This is a genomic window from Anabaena sp. UHCC 0187, from assembly GCF_009712035.1.
GTDB lineage: Bacteria > Cyanobacteriota > Cyanobacteriia > Cyanobacteriales > Nostocaceae > Dolichospermum.
Genome location: NZ_VILB01000013.1, coordinates 703,697 through 717,714, shown reverse-complemented (window position 1 = coordinate 717,714; position 14,018 = coordinate 703,697). Strand labels below are relative to the sequence as shown.

Below are 14,018 nucleotides of genomic sequence, written 5' to 3'. Positions count from 1 at the left end.
AATTAAAGAGTATTAATGCCAATATCTGAAGATGTCCAACTGGGTCAGAATGTAAAAATTTTTCATCCAGAGTTAGTTAATCTCTATGGTTGCAAGATTGGCCATGAAACTAAAATTGGCACATTTGTGGAAATCCAGAAAAATGTCGTTGTCGGAGCCAGAGTCAAAATATCATCTCATAGTTTTATTTGTGAGGGCGTAACCATTGAAGATGAAGTTATCATCGCTCATGGAGTCATGTTTACCAACGATTTATACCCCCGCGCCACTAATGAAGATGGTAGCCTAAAAACTGATGCCGATTGGGAAACTCTCACAACCCTAGTTAAACGTCGAGCTTCCATTGGTAGTAATGCTACTATTTTACCAAGAATCACAATTGGCGAAAATGCCATAGTAGGGGCTGGAGCAGTGGTCACTCATGATGTACCCGATTACGCAATCGTCGCTGGTGTACCCGCTCGGATTATCGGTGATGTGCGACAGCGTTAGTCGGAAAATTTTCTGCTTCTTGTTTCCTCTGTGCCTGAAGTGGTTAAATTAATTCACTCAAATGGGATTGCTATAGTCATCAAAAATGGAAACAATTAATATCGGTGTCATCGGTTATGGCTACTGGGGACCGAATCTGGTGCGGAATTTTGCTGAAGTACCAGAAACACAGGTTGTCGCAGTCAGCGATTTCCAACCGGAATACTTAACTAAGGTGCTGGCTCGATATCCTAGTATTCAAGTAACAACAAATTGTCAAGAGCTATTTGAAAACCCTAAAATTGATGCTATTGCGATCGCTACCCCAGTCTCAACCCACTTTGATTTAGCTTTGGCAGCATTGCGGGCTGGTAAACACGTCTTGGTATCAAAGCCGATCACAGCAACATCTGCACAGGCTCGCCAACTAATTGAAGAGGCATATCGCCGTCAGCTTGTATTAATGGTAGATCACACTTTTATCTATACAGGTGCTGTCCGCAAAATCCGAGAACTGATCGTCAACCAAGAATTAGCTAATATTTATTACTACGATTCAGTGCGGATTAATCTAGGATTGTTTCAACAGGATGTGAACGTAATCTGGGATTTAGCAGTTCATGATTTGGCAATTATGGACTACGTTTTACCCTCAAAGCCAGTGGCAGTTTCATGTTTTGGCATGAGTCATATTCCTGGAGGACATGAAAATATTAGCTATTTAACCTTATTATTCGATACCAATTTAATTGCTCACATTCACGTCAGTTGGTTAGCACCTGTGAAAATTCGGCGCACCTTGATTGGTGGAGAAATGAAGATGATTGTTTATGATGATTTAGAACCAAGTGAAAAAGTCAAAATTTACGACAAAGGAATTACTCTTACTAATAATCCTGAAAACTTTTATAAAATGATGGTTGATTATCGGCTGGGGGATATGTTAGCCCCACAACTAGATATTACTGAACCTTTATATTTAGAAATACAGCATTTTGTTGACTGCATTAAAACTAACAACCTTCCCATCACAGATGGTCAAAATGGATTACAAGTAGTACAAATACTCGAAGCCGCTAACCAATCAATGCAACAACAAGGCAAATTGATAAAACTAAAGCCATGACTCACGAAATGCAAGTAGTTAAAGCTATTCATGGTAGACAAGAAATCAAAGCCGATCCCGAATTTGAAATAGGGCTATCCAGCTATCTCAGCAATCAGTATGCAAAAGAGGCTTTAATCGAGCTATACGCCCGCTTTGCCATGGGTGAGGGAGATTTCGACCAAATGATGCGACGAGCTATCTGGCGGTCTGTCACACGTCAATTTGGGCATAATGTATCCATTGGCAGTAATGTAGGATTTAAACACTTAGAAACCTTGGAAATTGGGAATAACGTATTTATTGGTTCGCAAACTTATATTCAGGGACGGTTTGACGGGAAATGTGTGATCGGCGATCGCGTTTGGATTGGACCCCAGAGTTACTTTGATGCCCGTAACCTAGAAATTGAAGCTGATGTAGGTTGGGGTCCAGGGGCAAAAGTGCTAGGTTCGACTCATAGTGGCTTACCCATTGAACTACCAATTATCCAAACAGACTTAGAAATTAAGCCTGTCAAGATAGAAACAGGGGCTGATATTGGCATGAATGCGGTCATATTACCTGGTGTAACTGTTGGCAAAGGAAGTATTATTGGTGCTGGAGCAGTAGTCACCAAAGATGTACCAGCATTTGCAATTGTTGCTGGTGTCCCGGCTCGTTTTTTGCGGTGGCGAAAAAAATCTACAATCGAAGGGGACTCAAAAGATGCAGAATAAACGAGTATTAATTACGGGAGGGGCTGGTTTAGTTGGCTCTCACATCACAGAACAGTTAGTCAAACAGGGAATAGCTGAGATTATTATCTTAGATAACTTTGTGCGTGGACGGCGAGAAAACATAGCTTGGGCATTAGCTAATGGTTCTGTAACAGTAGTTGAAGGTGATATTCGAGACAACAAGTTACTATCTGAGGTCATGGAAGGAGTGGATGTGGTTTTCCACCAAGCAGCTATTCGCATCACTCAATGCGCTGAAGAACCCCGTTTAGCATTAGAAGTGTTAGTAGATGGCACATTTAATGTATTAGCAGCAGCGGTTAAAACTGGTGTCAAGAAGGTGATAGCCGCCTCATCAGCCTCAGTATATGGTATGGCTGAGGAATTTCCTACTTCAGAGAAACATCATCCTTTCAATAACCAAACTCTCTACGGTGCAGCGAAAACTTTTAATGAAGGATTACTACGGAGTTTTCATGAAATGTACGGTCTTAATTATGTAGCTTTACGTTACTTTAATGTTTATGGACCTCGCATGGATATACATGGTATTTATACTGAAGTTTTGATTCGCTGGATGGAACGAATTGCTTCAGGTAAACCACCACTAATCCTCGGTGATGGTACACAAACAATGGATTTTGTTTATATTGAAGATATTGCTAGAGCCAATATTCTAGCTGCTCAAGCTGATATCACCGATGAAGTATTTAATATTGCTAGTGGAGTAGAAACCAGTCTCAACGATCTCGCTCAAAGTTTATTAGCAGTCATGGAATCGAATTTAAAACCCGAATATGGTCCAGCACGGAAAGTCAATTCGGTGCAGCGTCGTCTAGCTGATACAAAGAAAGCAAAAGAGATGTTAGGCTTTGAAGTATCTATATCTCTGGAAGAGGGATTACGTAATCTTGTCAACTGGTGGCAAAATGAGCGGGCTTAGATATCTAAAATCTGAAAATCAGCATTCAATATTTATCTACTCTAGCAAATAATAAAATGCACGCAAATAATGATTATTTACTGACTATTGATGTAGACTGGGCAGCAGATTGGATGATTGAATATGTGGCTGATTGTTTAATAGAAAAGCAAGTAAAAGCAACATGGTTTATTACTCATTATTCTCCCCTCCTCGATAAATTAAAATTTCATCACCAGCTATTTGAAATTGGTATTCATCCTAATTGTTTACCGGAAAGCAGTCAGGGTTCTACGGAAGATGAAGTATTACAATTTATCAAAAATTTAGCCCCAGAAGCCACTAGCATGAGAACTCATGCTCTCTATCAACATACACGCTTTTTAAGAAAAGCTAGTTCAGAGTATGGTATTTCTATTGATAGTTCATTACTATTGCCTAGAGTACCTAATTTAGCACCTTTTTGTCTCAAATGGAAGGGAGCAAATTTATGGCGAATTCCCTATTTTTTAGAAGATGATATGGAGATGTTTGAAGAAGAACCTATTTGGAGTTGGTCTGACCCAAGACTTCATGTTCCAGGCTTAAAAGTGTTTGATTTTCATCCAGCTTATATCACTTTAAATAATGTGAGTTTCGATGTATATGAAAATCTCAAACCCCTAAAACCTCTGCCAGAATGGACATTTGATTTTGTCAGTCCCCATATTAGAGAAGGACAAGGACCTAAAACTTTATTTCTGGAAATGGTAGATTATCTCTCTACTCACGGTGGGGGAAAATGGATAAAAGAGCTAGTCCTGAGTTGAGTTCCCTAAGATTAATGATTAGTTATTAGTTACCTTTTTGTTGTTCTTAATTGTCCACAAGCAGCGTCAGCTTCTAAACCGCGAGAATAACGCACACTAACCGCAGTATTTTGTTCTTGAAGAACGTTAACAAAGGCTTCTATTCTCTCGCGGGTTGGTCTTTTATAATCTACTTCCTGAATGGGATTATAGGGAATCAAGTTAACGTGACTTTGAAATCCTCGCAGACGTTTTGATAGTTGCAAAGCGTGTTCAGGTAAATCGTTAACTCCAGCCAGAAGAACGTATTCAAAACTAACTCTGCGTCCCGTTATTTCTACGTACTCTCGACATTCTGCCAGCAAGTCTTCTATGGGGTAAAATTTAGCACTGGGAATGAGTTGTTCCCGTAATCCTTGGTTGGGTGCGTGGAGACTGACAGCCAAGGTAATTTGTAATTCGTGTGCGGCTACTTGCAAAATGCGATCGCGGATGCCTACAGTAGATAGTGTAATGAATCGCGCACCAATTCCCACATCTTGATTAATGGATTTAATCGCTAAAAGCACATTTTCCGTATTTAGTAATGGTTCACCCATGCCCATGAATACCACATTACTCACCCGTTCTTGAAAATCCTCTTGGACAGTCAGCACTTGATCAACAATCTCCGCACGGGTAAGATTACGCTTGTAACCACCTTTCCCAGTCGCACAGAAATCACAAGCCATGGGACAACCAACTTGAGTAGAAACACAAACGGTTAAGCGTTTATCACTGGGAATACCCACAGTTTCCACAATTTCCCCGTCAGCTAATTTGAGGAGATATTTAACTGTACCATCGGGGGCAACAGAACGGTAATGTAGAGAAGAGCGGCCAATGGGAATATCTGCAACTTCTAAACGCCAGTTTTTTGGAAATACAGAAATATCAGCGAGCGATCGCACACCCTTATTATAGATCCAATCATGCAATTGCTTACCCCTATATCCAGGTTGTCCCTGCTGCTGTACCCAAGCAGTTAACTCCGTTACCGAAGCGCCGAGAAGGGGGGGAAGAAGTTCAGATTTTACGGGGTTAGGTGAATCCACCTGAGATACAAACGGGGTAGCAGACATAAAAAATCACAAGTTGATGCTAATTTCCTATTCTACTATATTGTTTTTGTTTCGCGCAAAGGGGCAAAGGAGCAAAGGCGCAAAGGAAGAAATAGATTAAGGGGCTTCTAAGGTAATGATAGTAATTTCGGGTGGACAAAATAACCGTCCTGGGAAATAAGTTCCTAAACCCCGATTTACATATAATTGATTGTTTCCCACTTGGTGTAAACCCTGTGACCATTTCCAGTGTTTTAATATAGGATGCTTTTTCTGTAAAAATGGCAATTTACGCCGAATTTTATTCGGTATTTTTTCCATCATTTTTATATAGTACATAATTGCCGGTCCCATACCAGGAATTACGATTTGTCCCCCGTGAGTATGACCAGATAATTGTAAATCTACCCGCCATTTTTTCAGAATTTCGGCTGTATCTGGGTTATGGGATAAGACAATACAAGGTTTACTAGAATCGAGTTGATTCATAATTGGTTCTGGGTTAAATTCTCGTGAATAAAAATCTGCTAATCCCACTATGGGTAATTTTTCTCCCAAGGGGTAAGCAATTTGATTCCACAGTACATTAATTCCCACTTGAGTTAAAGCATCTATAATTTCTAATTTTGAACTGGGATAATAAATATCATGATTCCCAAGTATCGCATAAATACCATAGCGACTTTCGAGATTTTTCAGTCGTGTTGCTAGTTGATGAATTGGTTTGGCTTTTGTGTTAACATAGTCACCAGTTAAAATTACTAAATCTGGTTTTGCTGCATTACTAACCGCAATTGCTTTTGTTAACATTTTTTCTGATAATAGACCATCATCATAATGAAAATCTGACATTTGTACCAGCTTTAATCCTGCTAATGATAGAGGTAATTTGGGAATTTTTACTGTCAATTTTTCTGTCCTCAAATCTCCAGATAATAACCTGTGCATAATATTATGTTTATAAGTTAATACAGTTCATTTAATTCTAAAATATTTAATTGTGTAGGTTAGGTTGACGCAAGGAAACCCAACATTTTCCCAATATTTTAGGACTTTTGTTGGGTTACGCTGTCGCTTAACCCAACCTACGATTTTCAGAATAGAATCGTATTTATTTATACGTTAACAGAAAATTTTGATATTAGCTGTATAAAAACAGTAATATATTTACAATTTATGATTATTCCAAAGTTTAACTTGTTGTCTCAATTCTTGAATATCTAAATAATCATAAGCAAAGGCTTTTCTTAAAAGTGCGTGAGGGATAAATTGATCATATTTATTAATTTCTGGTGCTTCTGCTTCACTAACTAAAGATTCTGGGGAAATTCTTTGTTCACATAAAGAAGCAATTTCTGGATAAACAGATTTAAATTTATTCTTTCCTAATTTTAAAGTCAAATAATAGGGATTTACTCCACCAATACTTCTAATTTCTAAAGATTCTCGACAACAGGAATTTAGTAATCTTTCTAAGGTTCGATAAGCGACAGTTCCCAACCAAGGAAAAATACAACATTTACCATTTTCCAATAACAGAATATTATTTTTAGCTAATTCTGATTTTCTGACTAACTCCCGAACTTGAGATAGTCGTTGTTGAGCATTTTTTTGTAAATAGGGATAATTTGTCTCTTCTAATAAAACCTGTCGCATTCTTTGGATAATTCTACCATGAATAATCCCAGTTCCACCACGCCAATAAATAGTAGCTTTACCTTCAACTTGCTTGACAAAAATATTTCTTTTTTTAAAGTCAACTTCTACCACTTCCCAACTTTTCCCTGCTAAAGCAAATTGATTACCCACCGCAGGAGGAATAACAATACTTCCAATTTCTGTTCCTGCTTCTTTAACTGTATACTCTTGACTATCAGCAAAAACAGCATAAAACTGGAATTTATTTACCACCTTTTCCCCAGCTAAACCGATAATTAATTTACCTTGTTCTGTTTTATGAAGATGATTAATATCAATTAAATAACGTAGCAATAACAAATAATCATCTTTATAAAAATTAGTAAATGGTGCAAGGTTCAAAACTTCTTTCGCAAGTGCAGCAGGTGAAATTTCTCCCGTTGCTGCTAAAATACTCATAGTTTGATGATATAATAAACTTAAAGGATATTTAATAGGTGTTATTGGTTCAAGCCAACGTTCTTCTAAATAAAGTTGAATAATGGCAATAGATTGTAAAAGTTGCCAAGGAATTTGTTCCGGTAAAGAAGCATCTAATAATGGTTTTTCTTCTCCACAAATAAACCGCATATCCGCAGATTCACCTCGTCTCCCACTGCGTCCTAATCTTTGTAAAAAACTGGCAACAGATAAAGGGGATTCTAATTGAATAACTCGTTGTAACTCACCAATATCTATTCCTAATTCTAGAGTTAAAGTTGCAGCAGTGACAGCGGGAGTCTGGGGTTCACGCATGGCATTTTCCGCAGCTTGTCGCAAACTAGCAGATATACTACCATGATGAACATGATATATATCTGGAAATCCTGTCGTTTTAGCTATTTGACGCAAAGAAGAAATAATAGATTCTGTTTGTGTGCGGTTATTAGCAAATATCAAACATTTTCGAGATTTAGTAATATTAAAAATATATTGATCATATTCTGATTCTTCGGATTCATTGTCAAGATAAAAATGTTCTATAGCTAATTTAATTTGGCGTTTTTCTGATTCTAGCTTAGGAGTAATTACAGGTTTATCTGTTCCCGCACTTAACCAAGATTCAGCCATTGAATAATCACCAAGAGTTGCAGATAAACCAATGCGTCGGGGTTGAATTGGGATAATTTTTTCTAATCTTTGTAATTGACAAATAATTTGATCACCCCGTTCTAAACCCATAAAAGCGTGAATTTCATCAATGATGATAAATCGCAAATCTCCAAATAAGCGAATTAACTCTTGATGTTTATTAATTAATAAACTTTCCAGAGATTCTGGTGTAATTTGCAGAATCCCTTGAGGATTTTTCAAAAGTTTATTTTTGCGACTTTGATTAATATCCCCATGCCAAGAATATACAGGAATATCCGCCGTTTTTAACAAATCATTCAGTCGGGTAAATTGGTCATTAATTAAAGCCTTAATCGGACTAATATATAAAACGCCAATAGTATTTGCCGGATTTTCGTGCAATAAACTTAAAACAGGTAAAAAAGCTGCTTCAGTTTTTCCCGCAGCAGTAGCAGCAGTAACAAGTAAATGGGAATTCGTGTTAAAAATAACTTCACAAGCGGCAACTTGGACAGGTCGTAATTCCGTCCAATTGTGAACATAAATATATTCTTGAATAAAAGGTGCAAGGAGAGAAAATGTGTTTTTATTGTTCATAACGAATCCTGACTCAGATCCACGACCTCTTTAAGAAGTCGCGGATCTATTTTGAAACCAACCTAGCTTGTAATTTTGCCACCATTTCCGCACGAGTAGAAACATCCAACTTCCGAAACATTCTTTTCAAAGCTTGCTTCACAGAATTTTGAGTAATCCACAATTTAACCGCAATTTCCCCATTAGTTAAACCTTGAGCAACTAACTTGGCAATTTCCAATTCCCGCGCTGTGAGGGGACAACTATCAGTAGAGGAAAAGGTTTTTGGTGTTGCTTGGAGTGTGGCCATTTTCGCCGATAAATGCAAACAGACAGCACTTAAATCAGCCAAATCATTACTATCAAAAGGTAGACTTCCGGGGTCACGAGCAAAATTTAAAGTCCCCACTAATTGACCATTACAAACTATGGGGCCAGTCATCACGTGTTCATGACGAGTGCAATAGTTTTTCCAGTCTTCTGGTGATAAAATTAACTGCTCATGGGTGGGAGCGTGACGTTCCACAACATAGCGCCCAAGGGGGTTAGCTTCTAAGCAGACAGCGGGAATTTCAGGAATTTCAATTTGAGTATTTAATTGGTCATCTAGGAGATCAATACCCCAATGTTGCACTGCAAAATGGTCGCCAATGGTATCCATGAGAGCTAGTTTTAATTCTGGCTCATTTTGGACATTAGCGATCGCTTGAAAAATGGCGTGGAGAGTTTTAGCCATAAGTGTACCCATTTGGGGTCTATGCGAACCTCGATAATTACTTCTATGCTAATACCAGCAACGATAAAAAGCTATTTTAACTTGTAACCAGAGGAGAAGCACTATGACAGTTACTCAAATCTCAGCCCAAGAACTTTTTCAGGCTGCATATCAAAACCGTTATACCTGGGATGAAAATTTCCCCGGTTATACCGCAGATATTACTTATAAGTATGATGACCAAGTGATTAAAGGTCAAGTGCGGATTGATGCGAATATGAAAGCGGAAGTGTTGAACGTAGAAGACGAAGCCGCTAAAAAAGCCATTCACGGACAAGCTTGGGAAATCGCCGTTCACCGTGTCCGTCGGGCTTTTGAACAGACTCACGGCGCAAATACTTTTAGACCTGGAGCATCTGACGCAAGCGGCGCAGTAGAGATTTTTGTTGGTGGTAAGGGAGAAGGAGATAAATACAAAGTGCGTAACAATGAAGTTTGCCACGTTCACCGTTTAATTCACGGTACTTTTGTGACTATTGACACCTTTAGCAGTCACGATACAGGGGAAGGATATCTTTCTCACACTTATGATTCTGTCTATCATGACCCGGAAACCGGCGCACAAAAGGGCGGTAAAAGCGATTTTACTGATGAATATGAAAAAGTAGGAAATTACTACATTCTCAACCGTCGAGAAATTCGCACGGAAATAGCCGGAAATATTTCCATTCAAGATTTTATCTTTTCTAACATTGAATTGTTAGGTTAGATTTTTCAATAGTCCATAAAACCCAAATTCTTCATATCCCCGACTTCTTTAAGAAGTCGGGGATATGATTATTTATTTCTTGTTATTTATCAAGGAAATTTATTTCCTTACGGGGTATATGTTTTACCTGAACCTCTAGTTAGTCACCACTTTCCCTACCTACTACCAAAAACTACCCTCAGATACCATAAATTAAGTTATTTGTCAATAGGACATTTGTTCTCCCACGTAAATTACATAATTTATTGGATAATTTTTGTCTAAACCTCTCTCAAAAATTCCTGCTAATTTATGAAGTTTTGTATTGTTTTTTGGTATTGATTTCTGAAACAACTATAAATAAAGGGTTTTGAATATCATTTTGTCAGACAGATATAAAATTGACAATATAAACCCAATTATGAAAATCTCCATGATTATAGCAAATCGCCGAAAGTATTGCAAGCTCGTTACTAAATAAAAATTATTCTCAATTAATTATTAAGAAAATCTAAACTTGAATTGTGATGAGTTATGAATATTAAAAGTATTATTATATTTTTATAAGTTTTAATTATAATTTATGTCTACTATAGCTTTAGCAGAATTTGATGCTCATACCCGATTTAAAGCAATGGCTGTAACCGGAAACCCAGAAGCAGGTTTAAGAATACTAGATAAACTTGATAATCTCACAGAATAGCGCGATCGCCCTACCCTTAAGATCAGAACAAAACAGCTAAAATAGTAGCAAATCAGAAAAACAATAAAATCTAGATATGACCACAGCTACACCCGTAAAAACTGAATACGAAGCGATAATTGGCTTAGAAACCCATTGTCAACTCAGTACCAACACCAAAATTTTCTCCAACAGTTCCACAGCTTTTGGTGCTGACCCCAATACTAATATTGACCCTGTTTGCATGGGTTTACCAGGAGTTCTCCCCGTACTTAACGCCAAAGTTCTCGAATACGCCGTTAAAACTGGTTTGGCTCTCAATTGTCAAATCGCTCGGTATAGTAAATTTGACCGCAAACAATATTTTTATCCTGATTTACCCAAAAATTACCAAATTTCTCAATATGATTTACCCATAGCGGAACATGGTTGGATAGAAATTGAATTGGTAGATGATGCGGGAAATCCCAGCCGCAAACGCATTGGTATTACCCGCTTGCACATGGAAGAGGATGCGGGAAAACTCGTCCATGCGGGGAGTGAAAGGCTTTCCGGTTCTACCTATTCCCTTGTAGATTATAACCGGGCTGGTATTCCCTTGGTAGAAATTGTTTCTGAACCTGATTTACGCACAGGACAAGAAGCCGCTGAATATGCCCAAGAACTGCGGCGGATTGTCCGCTATCTTGGTGTCAGTGATGGGAATATGCAAGAAGGTTCTCTGCGTTGTGATGTGAATATTTCTGTGCGTCCGGTGGGACGAGAGCAATTTGGCACTAAGGTAGAAATCAAGAATATGAACTCCTTTAGTGCAATTCAAAAAGCGATTGATTATGAAATTGAACGCCAAATTGCAGCCATTGAATCAGGAGAAAAGATTGTTCAAGAAACCCGGCTGTGGGAAGAAGGTTCACAACGCACCAGCAGTATGCGGATTAAAGAAGGTTCTAGTGATTATCGTTACTTCCCAGAACCAGATTTAGCACCGATTGAAGTCACCCAAACAGAATTAGATTCATGGTTAAGTGAATTACCCCAACTACCTGCGATAAAACGCCATCATTATGAAAATGAGTTGGGACTTTCGGCTTATGATGCGCGGGTCTTAACTGAGGATAAACCAGTTGCAGACTATTTTGAAAGTGCGATTGCTAAAGGTGCAAATCCCAAATCTGCGGCTAATTGGATTACTCAAGATATCGCAGCTTACTTAAATAAACAAAAACTCACCATCTCCGAAATTAAACTGACTGCGGTTAACCTGGCAGAGGTGATTACTCGCATTGAAAATGGTAAAATAAGTAACGCTCAAGCTAAGGAAAAACTCACAGATTTATTAAATGGAGTTGCACCTGAAGAAGCCTTTGCAGGTCAAGAACTGATTTCAGATCGTACCATTCTTGAACCGATCATTGATGAAATCATGGCTGCTAACGCCCAACAAGTCGAAAAATACCGCAAAGGTAACACCAACCTCAAAGGCTTTTTCGTGGGACAAGTCCTGAAAAAAACCGATAAACGCGCAGAACCCAAACTCACCAATCAATTGCTAGAAGAGAAACTCAATGCACCAGCGTAGGGTAATACCCCTCACCCTCATAACGCTATAATGTGATAATAAGACGCAACTTGATTATCAAGAGAGCTAGTTTCAATTAGCTCTCCTTCCTTCCATGGGTGAGTAAAAAATCTTCTCTTCCTTCTTCCCTCCGTGTTCTCTGTGCCTCTGTGGTTCGTTAAAATATTTTTCAGGCTAATCCTATATTTGACTTGCTATACTCAACACGGCTTAATTATTTGATTCTGTGGGTAGGGGTTTAGCACTGCTAAACCCCTACAAATCTAGGTTTTTCATGATTTCGTAAAAGTCCATTTCCCAACCGTGTTTAGTATAACAAGTCAAAACTTATTAATTTATTTACACAAAATTTAAATAAGGGGTGTGACCCCTTGGTGCTAGAATGATATAGTGTGCTAAGTAGATGCACCCTGATGATTTTAGAGAGCTATCCAAGTGGCTCTCTTTTATTTTAAGTTTAATTTTCGTCAGCAAAAAAAAGATTGTCATCAACAGATAAACTCACAATAGACATCAATACTGAACCCTGACAGAAAACCAAAAGGGGATAAGTCGGGGAAAGTAGACACATATATATTAATTGTGAGCAAAATTATGGCAGACTGGCAAATAATAACTGGTGGTGTGACAGCAGCCAGAGGGTATAAAGCAGCGGGAATTACAGCGGGTTTGAAAGCTTCAGGATTACCGGATTTAGCCTTAATAGTATCAGATGTGGAGGCGATCGCTGCTGGTGTATTTACCACTAGCCATGTCAAAGCAGCCTGTGTAGATTATTGTCGGCAAGTGTTACAAGGGAAACATAGTGCTAGAGCCATCCTTTGTAATGCGGGACAAGCTAACGCTGCTACAGGTGAACAAGGTGTTAAAGATGCTCAAGAAAGTGCAGACTTATTAGGTCAAGAATTAGGTATTAATCCCGAATCCATTTTATTAGCTTCCACCGGCGTAATTGGTCAACGGATTAAAATGGATATTTTGCGGAGTGGTATTCCCAAGGTGGTTGCAGCCCTGTCAGAAACAGGCTCAGACACAGCAGCAGGAGCAATTGTGACTACAGATTTAGTCACAAAATCCATCGCCTTAGAAACAACTATACATGATCGCCCAGTGCGAATTGGTGGGATTGCGAAAGGTTCAGGGATGATTCACCCCAACATGGCGACAATGTTAGCCTTTGTTACCTGTGATGCGGCGGTATCTTCTACGCTTTGGCAACAAATGTTAACTAGAGCAGCGGATAGAAGTTTTAATTCTATCACTGTTGATGGTGATACAAGTACAAATGATTGTTTAATCGCTTTAGCAAACGGTCAATCTCGCACTCCAGCCATTACCGAAATGGGGGCAGAAGCCCAGAAGCTAGAAGCTATGCTAACATACGTATGTCAGCATTTGGCAAAAGCGATCGCTCGTGATGGCGAAGGTGCAACTTGTTTAATAGAAGTCCAAGTCAGTGGCGCTCATGATGAATTATCAGCCCGTCAAATCGCTAAAACCATTGCTGGTTCATCTTTAGTCAAAGCCGCCATTTTCGGTCATGACCCCAATTGGGGACGGATTGCTGCGGCTGCTGGGCGGGCTGGAGTTCCATTTGAACAGGAAAACCTCTCTGTTAAATTAGGGGATATTTTACTGTTTGAAAATGGTCAACCTTTAGCTTTTGATAAGGCCGCAGCTAGTGGATATTTAAAAGCCGCCGCGCATGGTGAATATCTGCAATCAGACACAGTGTTAATTTCTGTTGGTGTGGGTAATGGTCACGGTAGCGGTCAGGCTTGGGGTTGTGACTTGAGTTATGATTATGTGAAAATTAACGCTGAGTATACGACTTAGGAAAATCGGCGTTGCTGCTTTACTCT

12 protein-coding genes and 1 pseudogene are annotated in these 14,018 nt (G+C 38.8%); 9 read left to right on the top strand and 4 right to left on the bottom strand.

The genetic code is table 11. The annotated features are described in order from the left end of the window. Window positions 1-15 precede the first annotated feature (15 nt). The 5 genes from FJR11_RS16180 to FJR11_RS16160 all read left to right on the top strand — a co-directional run bounded on the left by FJR11_RS16180 (window position 16) and on the right by FJR11_RS16160 (window position 4,026). Window positions 16-492: an acyltransferase gene (locus FJR11_RS16180; RefSeq protein ID WP_168505430.1), complete on the top strand. Its 477-nt coding sequence runs from the start codon at window positions 16-18 to the stop codon at window positions 490-492. An 85-nt stretch (window positions 493-577) separates the two neighbouring features. Further along, complete coding sequence (locus tag FJR11_RS16175) at window positions 578-1,597, top strand: Gfo/Idh/MocA family protein (protein WP_168505428.1); 1,020 nt, start codon at window positions 578-580, stop codon at window positions 1,595-1,597. Then, a complete protein-coding gene (locus FJR11_RS16170) occupies window positions 1,594-2,295 on the top strand; it encodes a DapH/DapD/GlmU-related protein (protein WP_168505426.1) in 702 nt (233 codons plus the stop codon). Before FJR11_RS16175 ends, FJR11_RS16170 begins: the two co-directional genes overlap by 4 nt. Next, on the top strand, window positions 2,285-3,238 hold the full coding sequence (locus FJR11_RS16165; RefSeq protein WP_168505424.1) for an SDR family NAD(P)-dependent oxidoreductase: 954 nt from the start codon (window positions 2,285-2,287) through the stop codon (window positions 3,236-3,238). Before FJR11_RS16170 ends, FJR11_RS16165 begins: the two co-directional genes overlap by 11 nt. 56 nt (window positions 3,239-3,294) lie before the next feature. Then, window positions 3,295-4,026, top strand: a complete 732-nt coding sequence (locus FJR11_RS16160; protein ID WP_168505422.1) for a hypothetical protein — start codon at window positions 3,295-3,297, stop codon at window positions 4,024-4,026. Between the two features lie 29 nt (window positions 4,027-4,055). On the opposite strand, the gene rlmN is transcribed toward FJR11_RS16160, so the two are convergent. The 4 genes from rlmN to FJR11_RS16140 form a co-directional block, all read right to left on the bottom strand. Further along, window positions 4,056-5,126: a 23S rRNA (adenine(2503)-C(2))-methyltransferase RlmN gene (gene rlmN / locus FJR11_RS16155; protein WP_168505420.1), complete on the bottom strand. Its 1,071-nt coding sequence runs from the start codon at window positions 5,124-5,126 to the stop codon at window positions 4,056-4,058. Between the two features lie 96 nt (window positions 5,127-5,222). Further along, window positions 5,223-6,053 (bottom strand): metallophosphoesterase, encoded by an 831-nt coding sequence (locus FJR11_RS16150; protein WP_168505418.1) that lies wholly within the window; start codon window positions 6,051-6,053, stop codon window positions 5,223-5,225. Between the two features lie 219 nt (window positions 6,054-6,272). Then, window positions 6,273-8,453, bottom strand: a complete 2,181-nt coding sequence (locus FJR11_RS16145; RefSeq protein ID WP_168505416.1) for a DEAD/DEAH box helicase — start codon at window positions 8,451-8,453, stop codon at window positions 6,273-6,275. A 46-nt stretch (window positions 8,454-8,499) separates the two neighbouring features. After that, complete coding sequence (locus FJR11_RS16140; RefSeq protein WP_168505414.1) at window positions 8,500-9,168, bottom strand: LuxR C-terminal-related transcriptional regulator; 669 nt, start codon at window positions 9,166-9,168, stop codon at window positions 8,500-8,502. A 103-nt stretch (window positions 9,169-9,271) separates the two neighbouring features. On the opposite strand from FJR11_RS16140, the gene FJR11_RS16135 reads away from it, so the two are divergent. The 4 genes and pseudogenes from FJR11_RS16135 to argJ all read left to right on the top strand — a co-directional run bounded on the left by FJR11_RS16135 (window position 9,272) and on the right by argJ (window position 13,992). Beyond that, entirely contained in the window at window positions 9,272-9,916 is a 645-nt protein-coding gene (locus tag FJR11_RS16135) for a DUF3386 domain-containing protein (protein WP_168505412.1), read from the top strand. Window positions 9,917-10,478: 562 nt separating this feature from the next. After that, window positions 10,479-10,598, top strand: a pseudogene (locus FJR11_RS16130) (toxin-antitoxin system HicB family antitoxin); the annotation flags it as partial. A 76-nt stretch (window positions 10,599-10,674) separates the two neighbouring features. Then, complete coding sequence (gene gatB / locus FJR11_RS16125; protein ID WP_168505410.1) at window positions 10,675-12,156, top strand: Asp-tRNA(Asn)/Glu-tRNA(Gln) amidotransferase subunit GatB; 1,482 nt, start codon at window positions 10,675-10,677, stop codon at window positions 12,154-12,156. Window positions 12,157-12,750: 594 nt separating this feature from the next. Then, a complete protein-coding gene (argJ, locus tag FJR11_RS16120) occupies window positions 12,751-13,992 on the top strand; it encodes a bifunctional ornithine acetyltransferase/N-acetylglutamate synthase (RefSeq protein ID WP_168505408.1) in 1,242 nt (413 codons plus the stop codon). Window positions 13,993-14,018 lie beyond the last annotated feature (26 nt).

Bases quoted from the DNA above. Each gene is read 5' to 3' on its own strand.
- FJR11_RS16180 (WP_168505430.1), top strand. From the start codon at position 16: ATGCCAATATCTGAAGATGTCCAACTGGGTCAGAATGTAAAAATTTTT.
- FJR11_RS16175 (WP_168505428.1), top strand. From the start codon at position 578: ATGGAAACAATTAATATCGGTGTCATCGGTTATGGCTACTGGGGACCG.
- FJR11_RS16170 (WP_168505426.1), top strand. From the start codon at position 1,594: ATGACTCACGAAATGCAAGTAGTTAAAGCTATTCATGGTAGACAAGAA.
- FJR11_RS16165 (WP_168505424.1), top strand. From the start codon at position 2,285: ATGCAGAATAAACGAGTATTAATTACGGGAGGGGCTGGTTTAGTTGGC.
- FJR11_RS16160 (WP_168505422.1), top strand. From the start codon at position 3,295: ATGCACGCAAATAATGATTATTTACTGACTATTGATGTAGACTGGGCA.
- rlmN (WP_168505420.1), bottom strand. From the start codon at position 5,126: ATGTCTGCTACCCCGTTTGTATCTCAGGTGGATTCACCTAACCCCGTA.
- FJR11_RS16150 (WP_168505418.1), bottom strand. From the start codon at position 6,053: ATGCACAGGTTATTATCTGGAGATTTGAGGACAGAAAAATTGACAGTA.
- FJR11_RS16145 (WP_168505416.1), bottom strand. From the start codon at position 8,453: ATGAACAATAAAAACACATTTTCTCTCCTTGCACCTTTTATTCAAGAA.
- FJR11_RS16140 (WP_168505414.1), bottom strand. From the start codon at position 9,168: ATGGCTAAAACTCTCCACGCCATTTTTCAAGCGATCGCTAATGTCCAA.
- FJR11_RS16135 (WP_168505412.1), top strand. From the start codon at position 9,272: ATGACAGTTACTCAAATCTCAGCCCAAGAACTTTTTCAGGCTGCATAT.
- gatB (WP_168505410.1), top strand. From the start codon at position 10,675: ATGACCACAGCTACACCCGTAAAAACTGAATACGAAGCGATAATTGGC.
- argJ (WP_168505408.1), top strand. From the start codon at position 12,751: ATGGCAGACTGGCAAATAATAACTGGTGGTGTGACAGCAGCCAGAGGG.